This is a genomic window from Nocardia sp., assembly GCF_025465275.1.
In the GTDB taxonomy this organism is placed as follows: Bacteria; Actinomycetota; Actinomycetes; order Mycobacteriales; family Mycobacteriaceae; genus Nocardia.
In genome coordinates this window covers 21,818-39,627 of the sequence record NZ_JAODNK010000074.1, presented here as the reverse complement: position 1 = coordinate 39,627, position 17,810 = coordinate 21,818, and the positions used below count along the sequence as shown (strand labels likewise).

Below are 17,810 nucleotides of genomic sequence, written 5' to 3'. Positions count from 1 at the left end.
TTAAGCCGGATCACAAGACTGGGTGTTACCGCAGAATTTCTGCCATATTGGACACCCGGTTTGGTTTTAATTCGTAGTGGGTATTGGGGGTGGCTCGGCTCGATGGCGGACACGCGAATCGGTGTGCTGGGTCCATTGCACATCAGCATCGACGACCAGCGGGTGCCGCCAGGGGCACCCATGCAGTGCGCGGTGCTGGGCAGATTGGTCGCGGCGGGCGGGCGCGTGGTGCCCACCGACCGGCTCATCGACGACCTCTGGAGCGGTGATCCGCCCACCAAAGCCGTTGCCGCCCTGCAGGTGTACATTCACAACCTGCGCCGCGTGTTCGAACCCGACCGGCCGCGCCGGGCCCAGTCCCGCATCATCGTCTCCGAATCCCACGGCTATGCGCTGAATTTGGAGCCGGAGCAGGTGGATTCGTGGCACTTCGAACAGCTGCTGCACGGGCACGAATCGGCCATGCGCGATCCGGCCGTGCGACCCGACCCGCTGGAGCAGGTCCGCGTCCTGGACGCGGCACTGGGTTGCTGGCACGGTGGCGCCTTCGAATCCTTCGCGGGAATGCCCTGGGCCGCACAGGAAACCGCCCGCCTCGCCGCACTGCGGCTGACCGCCGCCGAATTGCGCGCGCAGGCCGCGCTGGAGATGAACCGGCCCGCCGAGGTGGTGCTTGCGCTGCGACCCATCTTCGAGGAGTTCCCGGGCCGCGAAGAGTGTGCGCGACTGCTGGCGCTCGCGCAGTATCGGCTCGGGCAATCCCTGGACGCGCTGGCCACGGTGCGGCACAGCCGCGAATTCCTCACCCTGGAGTTCGGCGTGGATCCCGGTCCCGGACTGCGGGATCTGGAGACCGCCATCCTCACGCATTCGGTGGAAACCGAGGTGCCGGCCCCGCCGATCGTGGTGCGGACGGCCGACCCGGACGTGCTGCTATCCCAGGATCCGCTGCGGGACAGTGGATATGCCGAACAGCGGGCCGGATTGCTGGCCGCCGCCGAGTCGGCCGCCGCCGGACAGGTGCGCCTGGTCTGGCTCTCCGGTGAGGCCGGAGCGGGCAAGACCACCCTCGCCGCCACCATTGTCACGCAGCTGGCCGGACAGTCCTGGACCACCGTCTTCGGGCGCTGCCCCGAGGTGGAGGGCGCACCGCCCGCCTGGGCGTGGTCCGAGGTGCTCACCGGACTCGATGCCGCCGATCCCGAAAGCTATACCGCCGCCGATGCTTTCACGCTGGCCCGGCGCGTGGTCCGCTCCTGCCGGGAACGGGCGGCCACCGGACCCGTCGCCATTGTGCTCGAGGATGTGCACGGCGCGGATACCGCCACCCTGCAGGTGCTGCGGCAGGTGGTGAACTGGCTGCGCGATCGGCCCATCTTCATCATGGCCACCATGCGCGGCACCGAAGCCGGTCCCGGCGTGCGTGATACCGCCGCGGCGCTGGCGCTGTTCACCGCCGATCGCATCGAACTCGACGGGCTCGATCTGGCCGGGACCCGGCGGGCCGCGGCCGCGGCCGGGCTCACCACGCTCGACGACCGCACCGTGGAACTATTGCGCCGCCGCACCGGCGGCAATCCGCTGTTCGTCCGCGAACTCGCGAAACTTGTTGCCGGGCAGGGCAGCACCGACGGTCTGCCGGACAGCGTGCGTGACCTGCTGGGCCGTCGCATCGCGCAACTACCGGACCAGGTGACCGAACTGCTCCGGCACATGTCGGTCTGGGGCGAGCACAGCGACGTCAATACCCTCGCCGCTTCCGCCGGCCACACCGCCGACACCGTCATCGACCTGATCGCCGGTGCCGAATCGGCCCGCCTGCTGCGTACCGAGCGCAGCGGCCGCATCGCCTTCGATCATGCCCTGGTCCGCGAAACCGTCTACTACGACATCCCGGTCCTGCGCCGCGCCCGAATGCACTGGGCCGCCTTCGAACTGCTCTGCTCCCGCACTCCCGCCGCGCCGTCGGCGCCCCCGATCACCGCCATCGATGCCCTTGCCCACTCGGCAGCGGTATCGAAAATCATTGCAGCGCAATCGGATAACGAGGCCGATTCCCCGGCAGTGCCGAGCAGGCGGGAGTTATCGCCCGGCAGCAGAATCGATGCCCTCGGCCATTCGGCGGCGGTATCGAAGGCGATAGTGCAGCCTTCCCTCGGTGGCGCTGCGCGCGTTGCTGATTCGCCGACGGAAGCGCCGGCGGTATCGGACGGCCATGGGTCGTCGTCCAGGGACGTGATAGAGGCGCTTGCCGATGCCGTGGGAATCTCGGGCGGCCGTGGGTTGTCGCCCGGCGATGTGATCGAGGCGTTCGCTGATGCCGCGGCAGGTTCCGAGGGTGGATCAGCGGCGTCATCGTCGTTGTCCAGCAGTGCTATCGATGCACTCACTGCTGCTATCGCGACACCGCGTAATGGAGACGCCGCGCGAACAGCTCTGTCCGGCAACGCTATTTACGCTGCTACGGACACTGCGGCTCCGGGAACGACCGGTACCGCACGGCCGAAGGCCTCCCGCACCGCTATCGATGCGCTTGTTCATGCGGTGGCGGTGCCGGGGAGTGTGCGCACCATCGCACAGGCATCGCCCGGTACCGATATCGATGCCCTCGCCCATCATGCGTCGCTCGGGGCGAATGCCGAAACCGCCGTGCGGGCACTGGAATTCGTGCGGGCCGCGGCTCGGCGGTGTGTGGAGCGCCGCATGCGGGCGGATGCGGTGCGCCGGTGGCGTTCGGTGCTGGCGCTGCACGATATGGCGGGTCATGGCGCCGCCACGGCCGCTCGGGCCGATCGGGCCGCGCTGCTGGAGGCGCGCTGTGAATTGGTGACGGCGCTCGCCTACGACGGGCAGCACATCGCCGCTCGCGCTGCCCGCGAGCAGGCGCTGGATCTTGCCGAATCGCTCGGTGGCACAGAGTTTCTGGCGCGGGCCGCGACCTGCTGGCCGACCCCGCTGATCTGGTCGGTGCACGATTGGCACACGCCCGATCCACGCCTTCGGGAACCGCTGAGCTCAACGCTGGCGGACCCGCGCCTACCGGTGTCCACTCGCATTCGTATTCGGGTCAATATGGTTTTCGACCGGGCGCTCGACGATCCGGCGGCCGCCGGTGTGGCCGCCGCCGACGCGAGTGCGCTGGCCGCGCCCGGTGCCGATCCGGAACTGCTCTGCACGGTGCTGAACGCGCAGGCGTTCGCGGCCTTCGCGCGCAAGGGTTTTCTGCGCGCCGACGATCTCAAACGCCATGCGACCCGCATGCTCCGCATTGCGACCGAGGCGGAACTCACCGAGTTCCGCGCGCTCGCGCACTATCTGCTCTTCCGTGCCACGCTCGCCGATGCCGACCTGGTCGCCGCCGCCGAACATGCCCGCAGCGCAGGCGAATACGCCACCGACGGCCAGCTCCGCCATCTGCTCGACGCCCTCGCACCCTTCGATATGGTGCTGGAATTGTTGCGCGGCAATACCGAGGGTGTGGCGCTCATGCTCGCCGTCGAGCCGGCGGCCGCCGCCGAGCTCGTGGCGCACTCGGCCGAGGGCGCGGCCGAACCGTCCCGTGAACCCAATGCCCTGCATATCGGCATTGCCATCTCGCTCGCGTGGGCGCGCAATGACATGTCCGAATTCGTCGACGAACTGCGCGAGCGGGCCCTGATCAAACCCGAACTGTTCGTCTACGGTTACGCGCTCGCCCTGCTGCACTCCGGCCAGGAGGAGGCCGCCCGGAGCGTGCTGCGCGAATCTCCGCCGCTCGCCCCGCAGTTCTGGACCACCTTCACCTCGGTGCGGGCGCGCCTGGCCATCGGCCTCGCCGATCGGGACTGGGCGCACGAGCTGTACGACCAGCTGTTGCCGTACGCCGGCACCATCGCCGGCCTGGAGAGCGGGGCCACCGTCCTGGGACCGATGGATCTCACGCTGGCCGAGCTGGCCGAATTCCTCGGCGACCCGGAACGTGCTGCCGCACACCGCACCGCCGCGGCCCGGCTGCGGGAGCGCATCGCCCTGGACCTCGCCCTGCTCGACGAACGTGCTGCCCCCAGCCGGGTTCCGGTGCGCACCCACCAGGTCCGCGAGGTTTCGCTGAGCCAGTCCTGCCGGGTCCCGGACCCCTCCGACTGACCGCCGGTGGGGGCGGCGTGCGCATTTCGTGGAGATCCTGTGGAGACGGGAACCTGTGATCATCGCGGGACGTCGAATACGTAGGGGCCGAATACCGGCGCCGGGATGCTGGGGAGGATCCGCATGACATTGCCTCGCGAAGAAGAGATACTGCGCGACGAAGAGACGCAGCGCGAACGGGAGAGTCGAACCGGCCGGGGGAGAGGGCGCTGGCTGGTGCTGATCGTCGTGCTTGCCCTGCTGGCGACCGGCGGTGTGGTGGGAGCCCGCTGGTGGCAAGCATATTCGAACGACAGAGCGCTGGCCGGGAAGCGCCTACAGGAATTCCCGGCGATCGACCGCTCCGGTCTCGATAACGTCCAGCTGCGGGTGCTGGATGTGGCGCAGCGCGAATACGGGCAGCAGCACGGCGGCACCACCTATTCCGAGGGCATCAAGGAACCGTGGTGCGCGGACTTCGTGAGCTGGGTGATGCGCGATGCCGGGCAGCCGCTGGAGAATCCGAATTCCGGGTCCTGGCGAATTCCCGGCGTCTCCACCCTGGAGCAGTTCTACCGCGAACAGCACCGTTTCGAAGAGCCGGGATATCAGCCACACCTGGGTGATGTGGTGATGTACGCGCCCGGAAGTTCGTTCGGCCAGCACACGAATATCGTGATCGCCGATGCGGCAGGCACGCTGACCACGGTGGGCGGCAATGAATTCGGCCGAATCAGCATTCATCGGTTCCGCCCGGCCGACCTACCGGGCGTGGTCGGATTCGGTCGATTGGGAACATAGCAGTTCCACATTATTGAAAAGCTGGCGCGGGAGGGTGGGACTTGCTGGGTATTCCGCTTACGATGGTTGTCGGCGGCGCCCGGCAGCGTCGCCGATCGATCCCTGCCCTGCTGCCCCCTCATCGGCAGGGCAGGGATCCCCGCCCGACGAAAGTAGCTGGATGACGCCGTCCGACGAACCGATGTGGATCGATTACGCCGAATTCGGCGAACGTTTCGTGGCGGCGGCGGTAACGGAATCCCGGATCGAAGCGGCGGTTTCCGGTATCGCCGGCCGCGGTATCACCATCGGCCCGTTCTCCATCGGGCCCGCCGGTCTGGCGCGCTTCGTAGCCAAGGGCAGTGTCGGGAAACCCACCGTCATTCGCCGCGGCCCGCATGTGCACTTCGATGTGGCGCTGCCGGTGAAACTCCGGGTCGACGTCACGCTCGGCGGCCAGCGACTGCGCCTGGAGGCAGTGGTCGATATCGACCTGAAGCTGCACGCCCGCACCGCCGACCCGCTGCTCATCGTCATTGATATTCCGCCGGTCACCAGCCGCGATGTCAGCTTCGTCATGCGTGCGCAGGCGATCGGCGCGGCCTGGGAGTTGCTGCTCGATCCCATTGCCAAGCTGGTGCAGCGTGAGGTCGCCAATCGGATCAACGGCATTCTCGACGATCCGGATGCGCAGCGCGGGCGCACCTTCGATGTGGAAGCCATCCTCAACGGCAGTAAATCGCCGTATCGCGGCCGGCCCACCCACGAGTGGATCGGCTACGACGAATTCGGGCACCGCTTCTTCGAGCGCATTGTGACCGCCGACCGGGTGCGGGAGGTCGTCGAATCCCTGGCGGGCAAACTCATCGAGGTCGGCCCGCTGCGCACCGGGCCGGGCAATAAGGCGCAGGTGGCGGTGCGCGGCACGGTGCGACTACCCAGGGTCGTGGCGTCGACGCATCTCGCCGCGGCCCCGAAACCCGAGCCCGTCATTGCCGAATTGCCCAGTCTCGCAGAGACTTCGGAGCCGGAGCCGGTCGGCGCCGACACCAAAGATCTGGTGACCTTCGATCTGATGATTCCGGTGAGTCTCGACATCACCGTGGATGTGCTGCAGTCCAATCGCTATCGCGCCGAGGTGCAGGTGCCCGTGGCCCTCACCGCTCGTGCCGCTGATCCGCTGTTGATTATTATCGACGCCGCGCCGCCCGCCCCCGAGGATATCGAGCTCGAGTTCAAGGCGAAGGGCCTGCGGGCCGCCGCGCTCGGCAAGCTTGCGGGTATTCGCAAACAGGTCGCCGTACAGGTGGCCTCCGTGGTGCGCGCCGAGGTAGCGGACGTCTCCCGCCGCACCATCGATGTGACCGCGCGTCTCGACGGCACTCGCGTCTGACTGATTGACAAAAATCCCGTTCGTCCGTTTTAGAACTTGTGGGACTCGTGGTGCTTATGGGCCCTGTGAGCCTGGCGATTCGCATGTGAATATGGTGGAATGAGGGCACGTTCAGGGCTCCCGGCGCGCAGATGATCTTCGGACCATCGGGGAAGGTGCGCCGGGCACGCCGCAATAGTTCTACCGGTCACGGGCAATTTTTCGGTTTTGCACCGTGATCGGCATGTTCGATCAGCGAGTGTGCGAAGGAGTTCCGCGATGCGTTCTATCCATGTCAACCGCCGGACTTTCCTACTCGGGGGCGCGGCAATCGCCACCGGTATTTCCGCCGGATTGACACTGCCCGCCCCCAATGCCGCTGCCCGGCAACAAATCGGCACCCTGCTCGACTATGCGGGCGGCGTGCCCGATGCCGGCGCCATCAGCGCCGACGGGCATATCGGTGTGATCCGGTACGTCTCCGATCGCCGGCCCGGCGCGGAATGGATGACCGGAAAGCCTTTGCTGGCGCGCGAAGTCGACGCGCTGTCCGCGGCCGGACTCGCGGTCGTGTCGTGCTACCAGTTCGGCAAGGGGCCTACCGCCGACTGGCGTGGCGGCCTGGCGGCCGGAATCCAGCACGCCACTCGCGGGCTGGTGCTGCACAAGGCGGCGGGCGGTCCCGATACCGCCCCCATCTACGCCTCCATCGACGACAACCCCAGCGATGAGGACTTCGACAATCTCATCGAGCCGTACCTGCGTGGCTGGGAAACCGTCATCGGGCACGAGCGGACCGGTGTGTACGCGAACTCGCCGACCATCGACTCCATTCGCGGCGCGGGCCTGGGTTCCTACTTCTGGCAGCACAATTGGGGTTCACCCAAGGGTTACGTGCACCCCGACGCGCACCTGCACCAGTTCGAGATCGACAAGCGCTCGGTCAGCGGCATCGGGGTAGATGTGAACGCGGTGCTCGCGCAGCAGTATGGGCAGTGGTGGTAATCCCGCCCCCTGAGACACTCGTGCCCCGCTGCCGATGGCAGCGGGGCACGGTCGTTGATAGGCGAATCTAGGTCTGGCAGTGGCAGGTTGGATCATCACGCAGATCGGGCTCGTCCGGTACCACGCGCAGCGTGAGGTGCCGGTCCCGGACTTCGTCGTCCTCGCCCTGGGAGAAGGCCTGGCGGTTGCCCTGCCAGGAGAACAGCGACCAGCGCGACAGCCCGGAGAACGCCGAGCCGATACTTCCGAACGATGCCGACGAGATGAGGGATCCGAACGATCCCGCCGATCCGATCGACAGCACCGACCCCACACTGCCGATGGACAGGATCGAGTACGCCGACCCGATGGACAGGATCGATCCTTCCGAACGAATCGACAGGATCGATCGGCGCGATTTCAGACTCCCCATGGGAGCGTTCACAGCGGCCATACCTAGCGGTCTACCACACCGATCCGCGTTCGGAAATGATTTCGCCCCTGTTCCGGACCGCTGATAGCGGAATGGAACAGGGGCGGAATTCTTGATTGTCAGACGGTGAAGAATCCGACCGTCGGCAGGAACGAGCAGCTGATCGGCTGGGTTTCGGGATCGGCCTGGGTGGTCAGCGAACCGGAGACCACGGCGACAACACGACCGGCACCGGTATTGACGATGGCCGACAGCGTGGCCGGACCGCCCGGATTGATCTTGGCCTCGTCGGTCAGGTTCTGCACGCCGCTCTGGCGGGTGTCCAGATTCAGCCACTGCACGGTCATCGGCGGATTCTGAATCTCGCTGGGGCTTTTGGTACCCAGCGCGGTGAAGACGAATCCGGCCTGACCGGCGGCGGGTCCCGGCGGGGGCAGCGTGGCCGGGCCGGGCACGGCGAGCGCGGTGCCCACCGAGTCGGCGCCCGAGCCGATGCAGCCCTTACCGATTGTCGGCCACAGGAACTGGGCGATGACCGGTCCGTCCTTCGGCAGGTCCGGGCCGCCACCGCCACTGCCGTCGAGGAAGGTGATGATCGAGTTCAGCGTGGTCTTGATCTGCGGCGGCAGGTTCAGGCCGGCCAGGATCTGCTTGGCCTGATCGAGGATTGCGGTCTGCGGACCGGGTGCCGCGATATCGGCCGGACCGGCGGCTGCGCCGATGATGGCCGGAATCAGCGAGGCGAGTGCATCGACCGAAACCCCTTCGGGGATCATCGGAATCGTCGCGGTGGTCTGCTGCGGGGCCGGTGCGGGTTTGGCGAACGCGGTGTTCGGCACGGCAACAGTGGCGCAGGCCGCCAGGGCCAGCGCTGACATTGCGAATCGCGATCCTCGGGTGCGAAGCACTGGTGTAGCCGTCCTTACCTTCGGGTACATCTAGCAGCGATGGAGACATCGCTCCGCGCCACTCTAGGGACCGGGCTGCCCGGTTGTACAGCCACGGTGTGATCTTGCTGTCCTATATCCGGCAACGCTATCGAACGTCCGACCAGAATTCGTGTTACTGGTGGGGTTAGTGATGCGAATGTTACAGCAGAGGGTGTGCGTTTCCCGGCACATTTCCTTCTGGGACTACTCTTGTCGTCGCCCGCACGCCCACCGGTGAAGCCCGACCGGAAATCCCGCCGCCCGAGCTGAAAGTCTGTGCCGTGAATCGACACTTCCGCCTGGCCGTAGCGGCACTGGTGCTTTCGGTACTGGCCCGTCTGGCCTGGGTGCTGCTCCTTCCGAACGGGATGAATTTCGTCGACCTGCACGTCTACATGGACGGGTCGGCCGGCCTCGGCAGCGGCAATCTGTACGACTACACCGATGCCAGCAAGACCCCCGACTTCCCGCTGCCCTTCACCTACCCGCCGTTCGCCGCGCTGGTGTTCTATCCGCTGCACTTCCTGCCGTTCACATTTGTTGCCCTCGCCTGGCTGTTGCTGACCATGGCGGCGCTGTACGGGGTGGTATGGATCGCGCTGGAACTCATTCTCGGGAAAGAGGCGCTGCGCGAACAGCATTGGCGCACAGCGGCGGTCGCGTGGACGGCGGTCGGCCTGTGGCTGGAGCCGGTGCGGACCACGCTCGACTACGGCCAGGTCAATGTGTTCCTGGTGCTGCTCGCCATGCTCGCGGTGCGCAGTACCCGCTGGTGGGTGTCGGGAACGCTGATCGGCGCCGCGGCCGGGGTGAAGCTGACGCCCGCTGTCACCGGGTTGTACTTCGTGGCGCAGCGGCGCTGGCTCACGGCGGTGTGGTCGGCGATCGTTTTCGCCGGGACCGTCGGCCTGACCTTTCTGATCACGCCCGGCGAGACCCGGAAGTACTTCGGTGAGCTGCTCGGCGACGCCACCCGGATCGGCCCGGTCGCCACGGCGTCGAACCAGTCGCTGCGCGGGTCGCTCAGCCGCATCCTCGGTCACGATGTGCAGACCGGGCCGCTGTGGATCGCGGCCGTCCTGGTGAGCGCTGTGCTCGCGGTCCTGGCCTGGCGGGCGCTGGGCCCCGGCGACCGCATGGGCACGCTCATCATCGTGCAGTTCTTCGGCCTGCTGGCCTCGCCGATTTCCTGGTCACACCATTGGATCTGGTTGATTCCGACCATTCTGTGGCTGTGCTACGGCCCGCTGCGCGCGGCCGCGGGCGCGCGGATCCTGGCCGGATACTGGTTGGTCGTCACGCTGATCGGGGTGCCCTGGGTGCTCATGTTCTTCCAGCCCACCATCTGGACTATCTCCCGGCCGGGCATCCTGTCCTGGCTCGGCACGGTCTACACGGCCGGCGTGCTGGTCTTCTACATCTGGGTGATTCGGGTGGGCCGGATCAGCCCTGTAGGTGCAGTCGATCGATCTCGTGCGCAAGAGCCACATCCAGCGCGGTGAGACCATCGGCGTCATGTGTGGAGAGTGTGAAAGTGACTCGCCGCCAACGGATGTCGATATCCGGGTGATGGTTGGCGGCCTCGGCGGCGACGGCGACACGGCGGACCAATTCGATACCGGCCAGGAACGATGCGGCCTCGATCGTGCGGGCGATGGTGTCCCCGGTGCGGGTCCAGCCGGGCAGATCGGTGAGGGCCTTGGTGATCTCTTCTTCGGACAGCGGCGCAGGGGTCATGGTTCCGGTGTACTCCCGGTTCGGCTGCCGCGCTCGGGTTTCAGGCCGCGCGGGCGGCTTTGAGACCCTTCTTGAGGTCCTTGCCGCAGCAGCCTGCGGCCTCGAGCTTCTTCATGCGCATGATGACCACAGGGCATTTCACGCACCGCGTCTTCTTGCGGCAGCATTTCTTCTTCGGCTTCAGACGCGAAACGTCCTTGGCCTTCACCTTGCCCATGTTGGTTAGCTTAACCTAAGTCGGGCGGGTTAAAGGTGTGACTTCGGCGAACGGTAATGTATAGCTCGCCGCATGCCCGGTGGAATCTCGAGTTTCCCCATGCATGACCCGCCGGGTCGGGCCAACCCTTTGCACCAGGAGGAATCTAACGTGTCGTCTGTCGAGTTCCGTAACGTCGCCATTGTGGCGCACGTCGACCACGGCAAGACAACACTGGTCGACGCCATGCTGCGTCAGTCCGGCGTGTTTGCCGAACGCGCCGAGCTGGTCGACCGGGTGATGGACTCCGGTGATCTGGAGCGCGAGAAGGGCATCACCATTCTCGCCAAGAACACCGCGGTGCACAGGCATAACGCCGATGGTTCGCTCACTGTCATCAATGTGATCGACACCCCCGGCCACGCCGACTTCGGTGGCGAGGTCGAGCGCGGTCTGTCCATGGTCGACGGTGTCGTACTGCTGGTGGACGCGTCCGAGGGCCCGCTGCCGCAGACCCGCTTCGTACTGCGCAAGGCGCTCGCCGCCTCGCTGCCGGTGATCCTGGTGGTCAACAAGACCGACCGCCCCGACGCCCGTATCGAAGAGGTCGTCGAAGAGAGCCACGATCTGCTGCTGGACCTGGCCTCCGATCTGGACGACGAAGCCTCCTCGGCCGCCGAACTGGCTCTGGACCTGCCGGTCATCTACGCCTCCGGCCGTGAGGGCAAGGCTTCCACCACCCGTCCCGAGAACGGCCACGCCCCCGGCGTGGACAACCTCGACGAGCTGTTCGACGTGCTCATGAAGTACGTCCCCGCCCCCAAGGGTGATCCGACCGCGGCGCTGCAGGCGCACGTCACCAACCTCGACGCCTCCCCGTTCCTCGGCCGTATCGGCCTGGTCCGCATCTACAGCGGCACCCTGCGCAAGGGTTCGAACGTGGCGTGGATGACCCCCGAGGGCACCAAGACCGTCAAGATCACCGAGCTGCTGCAGACCATCGGTGTCGAGCGCAAGCCCGGCGAGGAGGCCATCGCCGGTGACATCGTCGCCATCGCGGGCATCCCGGACATCATGATCGGCGACACCCTCGCCGATGTGGACAACCCGGTTGCGTTGCCGCGCATCACCGTTGACGAGCCGGCGATCTCCGTGACCATCGGCACCAATACCTCGCCGCTGGTCGGCAGAGTGTCGGGCCACAAGCTCACCGCCCGTCAGGTGAAGGCGCGCCTGGACCAGGAACTGGTCGGCAATGTCTCGCTGCGCGTGCTCGACATCGGCCGCCCGGACGCCTGGGAGGTGCAGGGTCGTGGTGAGCTCGCGCTGGCCATCCTGGTCGAGCAGATGCGCCGCGAAGGCTTCGAGCTGACCGTCGGCAAGCCGCAGGTGGTCACCAAGACCGTCGACGGCAAGATCCACGAGCCCTTCGAAGAGCTGACCGTGGACTGCCCCGACGAGTACCTGGGCGCCGTCACCCAGCTGCTGGCCGCCCGCAAGGGCAAGATGGTCCAGATGAGCAACCACTCCGCCGGTTGGGTGCGGATGGAGTTCATCGTCCCGTCGCGCGGCCTGATCGGTTTCCGCACCGACTTCCTCACCGACACCCGCGGCACCGGTATCGCCAATGCCGTGTTCGACGGTTACGCACCGTGGGCCGGCGAGATTCGCGCCCGCCACACCGGTTCGCTGGTGTCCGACCGCGCCGGCTCGGTCACCCCGTTCGCCATGATCCAGCTGTCCGATCGCGGCCAGTTCTTCGTGGAGCCGGGCGCCGACACCTACGAGGGCATGGTCGTGGGCATCAACCCGCGCGCCGAGGACCTCGACATCAATGTCACCCGTGAGAAGAAGCTGACCAATATGCGGTCCGCCACGGCTGATGTGTTCGAGACCCTGGCCAAGCCGCTGCACCTGGATCTGGAAGCGGCCATGGAGTTCTGCACCGACGACGAGTGTGTCGAGGTGACCCCCGAGGTCGTCCGCGTCCGCAAGGTCCTGCTCGGCGCCACCGAGCGCGGCCGCGAACTGTCTCGCAAGAAAGCTCGCGACCGCGGTGCGCAGTAGTATCTGGCGCTGACCCGATACGGTCGTTCGCAGGCGTGCAGCCCGCGGACGACCGTTTCGTTCTTGCCTGCTTCAGGTTTGGGCCGCTTGCCGCGCTGTATTGGTTCGTGGCCCGTCTCGGTCTGGACTGACGGAGCGGGGGAGCGAAGCGGAGGAGCGGAGGAGGGAAGAGCGAGACTCCCAGGGCCGCGAACCCGCCCGGAGCGAAGCGGAGGGCAAATTGGACACAGTGAGAACGGGGCCCCGGGTGCACGCATCGTTGCGGGCGGTGTTGGTGATGGTGGCGACGCTGCTGGCGGTCGCCACCGGGTGCACCGCGAATCCGCCTCCGCCCATCGAGAGCACCGACAGTCCGAAGACGCAGCCTGCCAAGCCGGGGAGCAATTCCGTGGTGGTGGCGGTGGATGACATCGGCATCGGCTTCAATCCGCATCTGCGCTCGCAGCAGTCGCCGGCGGCGGCCGCGGTGTCGTCGATGGTGCTGCCGAGCCCCTTCCGGCCGGCGCCCACTCCGGCGGTGCCGGGCGGCACCGACTGGGTGCTGGATCCGGCGCTCATGGTGTCGGCGGAGGTGACCTCGCAGGAGCCGTTCACCATCACCTATCAGATCAAGAACGAGGCGTCCTGGTCCGATGGCGCCCCCATCGCGGCGGAGGATTTCAAATACCTCTGGCAGCAGATGATCACGCAGCCCGGTGTGGTGGATCCCGCTGGGTACCGGCTCATTTCGGATATCAGCTCCTCGGCGGGCGGTAAGACCGTCACCGTCACCATGCGCGAGGAGTACCCGGCCTGGCGGCAGCTGTTCGCGGATCTGCTGCCGCAGCATCTGGTGAAGGATTCCGGGTTCGAGCAGGGCCTGATGGACACCATCCGGGTCTCCGGCGCGCAGTTCCGCATCAAGCAGGCCGATCGCGGTCGCGAGGAGATTCTGCTCGAACGCAATGACCGCTACTGGGGCAAGCCCGCGGTCCCGGATCAGATTCTGTTGCGGCGCGGTGGAACTCCCGCGCAGGTGGCTGAATCGCTGCGGGTCGGGGACGCGCAGATGGCGCTCGTGCATGGCGGGGTCGCGTTGCAATCGCAGCTGGCGGCCATTCCGTCGGTGCGCACGGCCGTGATGGCGCAGTCCCGGGAAATGCAGCTGGTACTGAACGGCCGGGTCGGGGATCTGGCCGATATCCGGGTGCGGCGAGCCGTGCTCGGACTGCTGGATCCGGTGCTGCTGGCCACCGTCGGCGCGCAGACCGGCAGCTGGGTGGAGCCGGTGCGCGCACAGGTGTTGGCGCCGTCCGATCCCGGCTATGTGGCGACCTCGCCGCCGCGGCTCGGCACGGACGAGGTGTTCGGGCTGCTGAACGAGGCCGGATACGGCCGTGCGCCGGAGACTCCCGCCACGCAGTCGCCGACTTCGCCCGCGCCGCAACCGCGTCCGATCGCCAAGAACGGTAAGACGCTGACCATCCGGATCGGCGCGGTGGAGGGTGACGATTCCACGCTCGCGGTCGCCAATACCGCCGCCGACCAATTGCGCAGTGCCGGAATCGATGTCAATGTGCGCAGCATCGCGGCCGCGCAGTTGTACGGCAAGGACGACACCGATCCCGGTGTGGACGCCATTGTCGGCTGGGAGCGGGCGGGCGCCGATCCGGCGACCGTGCTGGCCTCACGCTACGGCTGCCCGCCGGTGGTGGCGCCCGACGCATCCGGCGCAAGCAGTGACACCGCCGTCGCGGATGCGGCGAAGAAGTCGCCGTCCAATCTGTCCGGTGTCTGCGATCCGACGCTGCAACCCGGTATCGACGCCGCCCTGCGCGGTATCGATGTCGGCAAGGTGATCGCGGAGTCGGAGCCGAAGCTGTGGGATCTGGCGACCGTCCTGCCCATCGTGCAGGACACCCAGGTGGCGGCGGCCGGACCGCGCGTGGACGGGGCTTCGCTCAGTGGCGCCATCCAGATCGGCGTCTTCGCCGATGCCGCGAACTGGCACCGGCTGCCGTGACCGCGCCCGAAACCGGTGGGCTGCTGCTGGTGCACGCGCATCCCGACGACGAATCCATCACCACCGGTGGCACCATCGCGCACTACCGGCGGCGTGGTGTGCCGGTCACCGTGGTGACCTGCACCCTCGGTGAGGAGGGTGAGGTCATCGGGGAGCAGTGGGCGCAGCTGGTCGCCGATCAGGCCGATCAGCTCGGCGGCTATCGGATTCTCGAATTGACCAGGGCCCTGGCAGCTTTGGACGCCGCACCCCCGCGACTGCTGGGTGGCGCGGGCCGCTGGCGGGACTCCGGCATGGCCGGGACGCCGGCGGCACGGAATCCGCGAGCCTTCGTGAACTCCGGTGACGAGGCGGTGCAGGCGCTGGTCCAGGTGATTCTGGAGCTGCGGCCGAGCGTGGTGATCGGCTACGACCCGCGCGGCGGGTACGGGCATCCGGACCATATTCGCGCGCACGAAATCACCATGGCGGCAGTCGATCTCGCGGTGGAGGAGGGGTGGGAGGTGCCGAAGGTGTACTGGACCGTCACCGACAGCGCCACGCTCGCCATGCACACCGAAGCGCTCAAGCGGCGCACCGTGGATCAGCTGCCCGGCGCGCTGCCGCGCGGCTGGCGACTGCCGCACGATGGCGAATTGGCTTGTGTGCCACACGAATCCGTCACCACCACGGTGGATATCGCGGACGCCCTTGCCGCCAAGCGCGCCGCTCTGCGTGCGCACGCCACCCAGGTGACGGTGGCGCCGTCCGGCCGCGAGTTCGCCCTGTCGAACGATATTGCCCAGCCGGTGCTACCGGAGGAGCACTACATCCTGGTGCGCGGCCGGCGCGGCCAGGCCGGTGCGGACGGCCGGGAGCACGACCTGTTCGCCGGATTGACCGACACGTATGTTTCACAGTCGACCGGGATGAGACACTGACCCCCATGTACAACTGGGATCTGCAGAATGCGATCGCGGCGTTCGTCGAGAGCCAGCGCCCCAACTTCCAGGCACAGCACGATCTGTATCTGACGGTGCTGTACGGCTTCGTCGATCTGCAGAGCCACCTGCTGACCCTGCTCGGCTTCCCGCCGGTGTCGTGACGGCCGCAGTCAGCGCTCGTGCGGACGATGCGGCGAGCCTCGGGGTCCGCGCGGGCAATAAGTGGGTGGGCGCTGCCATAGCGCTGTTCCTGACCGTCGACGCACTCATCACGCTGGTGCTCGAGGTCCTCTACCTGCCGCTGTACGCGGGTCACGCGACCGTGCACGAGAGTGCGCCGCTGCTGGCCGCCGCCGCGCCGCTGGCGTCGACCAGTACCACCGCGGGGGCCATCCCGCTGCCTCTCACGGCACTGGTGGCGGCCGTGGTGAATGTGCTGCTGGTGGCGGGCATGTCCGTGGTCAGCACGCGCACTGCCGTCATGATCATGCCGCTGACGGTGTGGATCCTCGGCTTCCTGGTGTGCGCCAGTTCCGGTCCCGGTGGCGACATCATGCTCATGAGCGACTGGCCGACCATGCTGTTGCTCATCTGCGGGCTGCTGCCGTCCGGGCTGTACCTGTACTGGCGCGCCACTTCCCGCTACGCGCACGAGATCGCGGCGGCTCGCTAGCGTCGTCCGCCGTTTCCTGTCGTAGGGCGGTGTCACACTTTCCAGGCCTGCGTCGTCAGCCTGTCGAATCGCGCTGAACCGGCCGTGCGCCGCAGCGCTCGGAGACGACATGCTGACCAGGGACGAGGAATGACCATGGCTTTCGAACAATTGCGCAGTGCGGTCCGGGGCCGGGTGCTGGCACCCGGTGACATGGATTTCGAGCAGGCGGTGACGCCGTGGAATACCGCCATCACGCAGCGGGCGGCGATGGTGGTCGAGGCCGCGGACGCCGATGATGTGGCCGCGGTGGTGCGGTTCGCGCGGGCGGCGGGCCTGGCGGTCGCGACCCAGCCCACCGGGCACGGTGCGACCGGTGATATCGATACCGCGATCCTGCTGCGTACCGGGCGGCTCGATACCGTGCGGATCGATGCGGCGGCGCGGCTCGCACGGGTCGGCGCGGGCGCGAACTGGGGACAGGTGCAGGCGGCGGCCGCGGAGCACGGCCTGACCGGTCTGGCGGGCAGCAATCCGGTGGTGGGCGTGACGGGGTACACGCTGGGCGGCGGTCTGGGCTGGTTCGGCCGCAAACACGGCTGGGCCTCGGATGCGGTGCGCGCCTTCGAGATCGTGGATGCCGAGGGTGCGGCGGCCCGAGTCACGCTGAGCAGCGATCCGGAACTGTTCTGGGCACTGTGCGGCGGTGGCGGTGATGTCGCGGTGGTGACCGCACTCGAATTCGAGCTGTTCCCGGCGCCGGAGCTGTACGGCGGCCGCGTGGTGTGGCCGGGCGAGCGCCTGCCGGAGGTCTGGGACGCGTTCCGTGAGCTGACCTCTCGGGCTCCGGACGAGCTGACGGTGTGGTTCCACCGCTTCCAGTTCCCGAACGCACCAGAGATGGTGGCGCTCGACGTCGCCTACCTGGGTGCCGCGGAGCAGGGGCGCGAACTGGTGGCGGTGATCGATCGGCTGGGCGGCGCCGCCTCCGATACCCGCGCTGCCATGTCCACGGGGAATCTCGGTGATATCTCCGCCGAGCCGACCACGCCCAGCCCGTCCGTCTCGCGTGCCGAGCTGCTCACGGACCTCGATGATGCGACGCTCAAAGTGATTCTGGCCGAACCGGTTGCGCCGCTGCTCAATATTCAGGTGCGGCATCTGGGCGGCGCGCTGACCCGGCCGGGTTCGGGTGCGCGCGGTCCGGTCGCCGAACCGTATCTGCTCTACCTGCTCGGTCTCGGCATTCCGCAGTTGCGAGATGCGGTGTCCGCCAAGCAGGATGCGGTGGTCGCAGCGCTGGGAGCGCACGTGAGCGGCGCGAAGCCGTATACGTTCCTCGCCGCGGGGGAGTCGGCTGCCGCGGCATTCGATGCGGCGACTCTGGATCGGCTGCGGGCGGTCAAACGAGACCGCGACCCGCACACGGTGATTCGCGCAAACTTTGGCGTATGAAGTCAATAGTTTGTCGAGATGATTTGAACCTGTAGTCGATTCGGGATGTTTCCGTTACTCTCTCGACGAGAGAAGCGTGACGTATCGCTCATTTCTGGCGGTGTGGCATGAAGTGGGGCGCCACGGCGTTCGGGAGCGGGAAGTATCACTGTGGGCAGCTGGCGGAACCTGCGCAA

At 67.2% G+C, this 17,810-nt stretch carries 15 protein-coding genes; 11 read left to right on the top strand and 4 right to left on the bottom strand.

The window, feature by feature from the left end; genetic code table 11:
* Positions 1–102: 102 nt before the first annotated feature.
* From JWN03_RS17535 to JWN03_RS17520, 4 genes are all read left to right on the top strand, one after another.
* A complete protein-coding gene (locus tag JWN03_RS17535) occupies positions 103–4,125 on the top strand; it encodes a BTAD domain-containing putative transcriptional regulator (protein WP_297615824.1) in 4,023 nt (1,340 codons plus the stop codon).
* A gap of 123 nt (positions 4,126–4,248) precedes the next feature.
* On the top strand, positions 4,249–4,905 hold the full coding sequence (locus JWN03_RS17530; protein ID WP_297615822.1) for a CHAP domain-containing protein: 657 nt from the start codon (positions 4,249–4,251) through the stop codon (positions 4,903–4,905).
* A gap of 160 nt (positions 4,906–5,065) precedes the next feature.
* The gene (locus tag JWN03_RS17525) at positions 5,066–6,277 is read left to right on the top strand and encodes a hypothetical protein (RefSeq protein WP_297615820.1); all 1,212 of its coding nucleotides are present in this window, start codon (positions 5,066–5,068) and stop codon (positions 6,275–6,277) included.
* Between the two features lie 258 nt (positions 6,278–6,535).
* On the top strand, positions 6,536–7,261 hold the full coding sequence (locus tag JWN03_RS17520) for a DUF1906 domain-containing protein (protein ID WP_297615818.1): 726 nt from the start codon (positions 6,536–6,538) through the stop codon (positions 7,259–7,261).
* A gap of 67 nt (positions 7,262–7,328) precedes the next feature.
* On the opposite strand, the gene JWN03_RS17515 is transcribed toward JWN03_RS17520, so the two are convergent.
* Together JWN03_RS17515 and JWN03_RS17510 are read right to left on the bottom strand one after the other, a co-directional pair.
* Positions 7,329–7,694 (bottom strand): hypothetical protein, encoded by a 366-nt coding sequence (locus tag JWN03_RS17515; RefSeq protein ID WP_297615816.1) that lies wholly within the window; start codon positions 7,692–7,694, stop codon positions 7,329–7,331.
* Positions 7,695–7,792: 98 nt separating this feature from the next.
* Positions 7,793–8,551, bottom strand: coding sequence for an Rv1157c family protein (locus JWN03_RS17510; RefSeq protein WP_297615814.1), 759 nt, complete (start codon positions 8,549–8,551; stop codon positions 7,793–7,795).
* A 302-nt stretch (positions 8,552–8,853) separates the two neighbouring features.
* Here JWN03_RS17510 and JWN03_RS17505 point away from each other — a divergent pair, with 302 nt between their 5' ends.
* A complete protein-coding gene (locus JWN03_RS17505; RefSeq protein WP_441343012.1) occupies positions 8,854–10,104 on the top strand; it encodes a mannosyltransferase in 1,251 nt (416 codons plus the stop codon).
* Here JWN03_RS17505 and JWN03_RS17500 read toward each other — a convergent pair.
* Together JWN03_RS17500 and JWN03_RS17495 are read right to left on the bottom strand one after the other, a co-directional pair.
* Positions 10,046–10,339, bottom strand: a complete 294-nt coding sequence (locus JWN03_RS17500) for a 4a-hydroxytetrahydrobiopterin dehydratase (RefSeq protein ID WP_297615810.1) — start codon at positions 10,337–10,339, stop codon at positions 10,046–10,048. The two genes, JWN03_RS17505 and JWN03_RS17500, sit on opposite strands and share 59 nt — an antisense overlap.
* Positions 10,340–10,379: 40 nt before the next feature.
* A complete protein-coding gene (locus JWN03_RS17495; RefSeq protein ID WP_297615809.1) occupies positions 10,380–10,556 on the bottom strand; it encodes a hypothetical protein in 177 nt (58 codons plus the stop codon).
* Positions 10,557–10,706: 150 nt separating this feature from the next.
* On the opposite strand from JWN03_RS17495, the gene typA reads away from it, so the two are divergent.
* From typA to JWN03_RS17465, 6 genes are all read left to right on the top strand, one after another.
* Positions 10,707–12,602, top strand: coding sequence for a translational GTPase TypA (typA, locus tag JWN03_RS17490; protein ID WP_297615808.1), 1,896 nt, complete (start codon positions 10,707–10,709; stop codon positions 12,600–12,602).
* 277 nt (positions 12,603–12,879) lie between these two features.
* Positions 12,880–14,604 (top strand): ABC transporter family substrate-binding protein, encoded by a 1,725-nt coding sequence (locus JWN03_RS17485; protein ID WP_297616085.1) that lies wholly within the window; start codon positions 12,880–12,882, stop codon positions 14,602–14,604.
* A complete protein-coding gene (gene mshB, locus JWN03_RS17480) occupies positions 14,601–15,524 on the top strand; it encodes an N-acetyl-1-D-myo-inositol-2-amino-2-deoxy-alpha-D-glucopyranoside deacetylase (protein WP_297615807.1) in 924 nt (307 codons plus the stop codon). The genes JWN03_RS17485 and mshB overlap by 4 nt, the downstream gene beginning before the upstream one ends.
* 5 nt (positions 15,525–15,529) lie before the next feature.
* On the top strand, positions 15,530–15,688 hold the full coding sequence (locus tag JWN03_RS17475) for a hypothetical protein (RefSeq protein WP_297615806.1): 159 nt from the start codon (positions 15,530–15,532) through the stop codon (positions 15,686–15,688).
* Positions 15,685–16,200, top strand: coding sequence for a hypothetical protein (locus tag JWN03_RS17470; protein WP_297615804.1), 516 nt, complete (start codon positions 15,685–15,687; stop codon positions 16,198–16,200). The genes JWN03_RS17475 and JWN03_RS17470 overlap by 4 nt, the downstream gene beginning before the upstream one ends.
* A gap of 135 nt (positions 16,201–16,335) precedes the next feature.
* Complete coding sequence (locus JWN03_RS17465; protein ID WP_297615802.1) at positions 16,336–17,634, top strand: FAD-binding oxidoreductase; 1,299 nt, start codon at positions 16,336–16,338, stop codon at positions 17,632–17,634.
* Positions 17,635–17,810 lie beyond the last annotated feature (176 nt).

Excerpts from the sequence above, each read along its gene's own strand:
- JWN03_RS17495 (WP_297615809.1), bottom strand. The coding sequence starts at position 10,556 with ATGGGCAAGGTGAAGGCCAAGGACGTTTCGCGTCTGAAGCCGAAGAAG.
- JWN03_RS17530 (WP_297615822.1), top strand. The coding sequence starts at position 4,249 with ATGACATTGCCTCGCGAAGAAGAGATACTGCGCGACGAAGAGACGCAG.
- JWN03_RS17510 (WP_297615814.1), bottom strand. The coding sequence starts at position 8,551 with ATGTCAGCGCTGGCCCTGGCGGCCTGCGCCACTGTTGCCGTGCCGAAC.
- JWN03_RS17500 (WP_297615810.1), bottom strand. The coding sequence starts at position 10,339 with ATGACCCCTGCGCCGCTGTCCGAAGAAGAGATCACCAAGGCCCTCACC.
- JWN03_RS17520 (WP_297615818.1), top strand. The coding sequence starts at position 6,536 with ATGCGTTCTATCCATGTCAACCGCCGGACTTTCCTACTCGGGGGCGCG.
- JWN03_RS17485 (WP_297616085.1), top strand. The coding sequence starts at position 12,880 with ATGGTGGCGACGCTGCTGGCGGTCGCCACCGGGTGCACCGCGAATCCG.
- JWN03_RS17475 (WP_297615806.1), top strand. The coding sequence starts at position 15,530 with ATGTACAACTGGGATCTGCAGAATGCGATCGCGGCGTTCGTCGAGAGC.
- JWN03_RS17535 (WP_297615824.1), top strand. The coding sequence starts at position 103 with ATGGCGGACACGCGAATCGGTGTGCTGGGTCCATTGCACATCAGCATC.
- JWN03_RS17515 (WP_297615816.1), bottom strand. The coding sequence starts at position 7,694 with ATGGCCGCTGTGAACGCTCCCATGGGGAGTCTGAAATCGCGCCGATCG.
- JWN03_RS17525 (WP_297615820.1), top strand. The coding sequence starts at position 5,066 with ATGACGCCGTCCGACGAACCGATGTGGATCGATTACGCCGAATTCGGC.
- JWN03_RS17465 (WP_297615802.1), top strand. The coding sequence starts at position 16,336 with ATGGCTTTCGAACAATTGCGCAGTGCGGTCCGGGGCCGGGTGCTGGCA.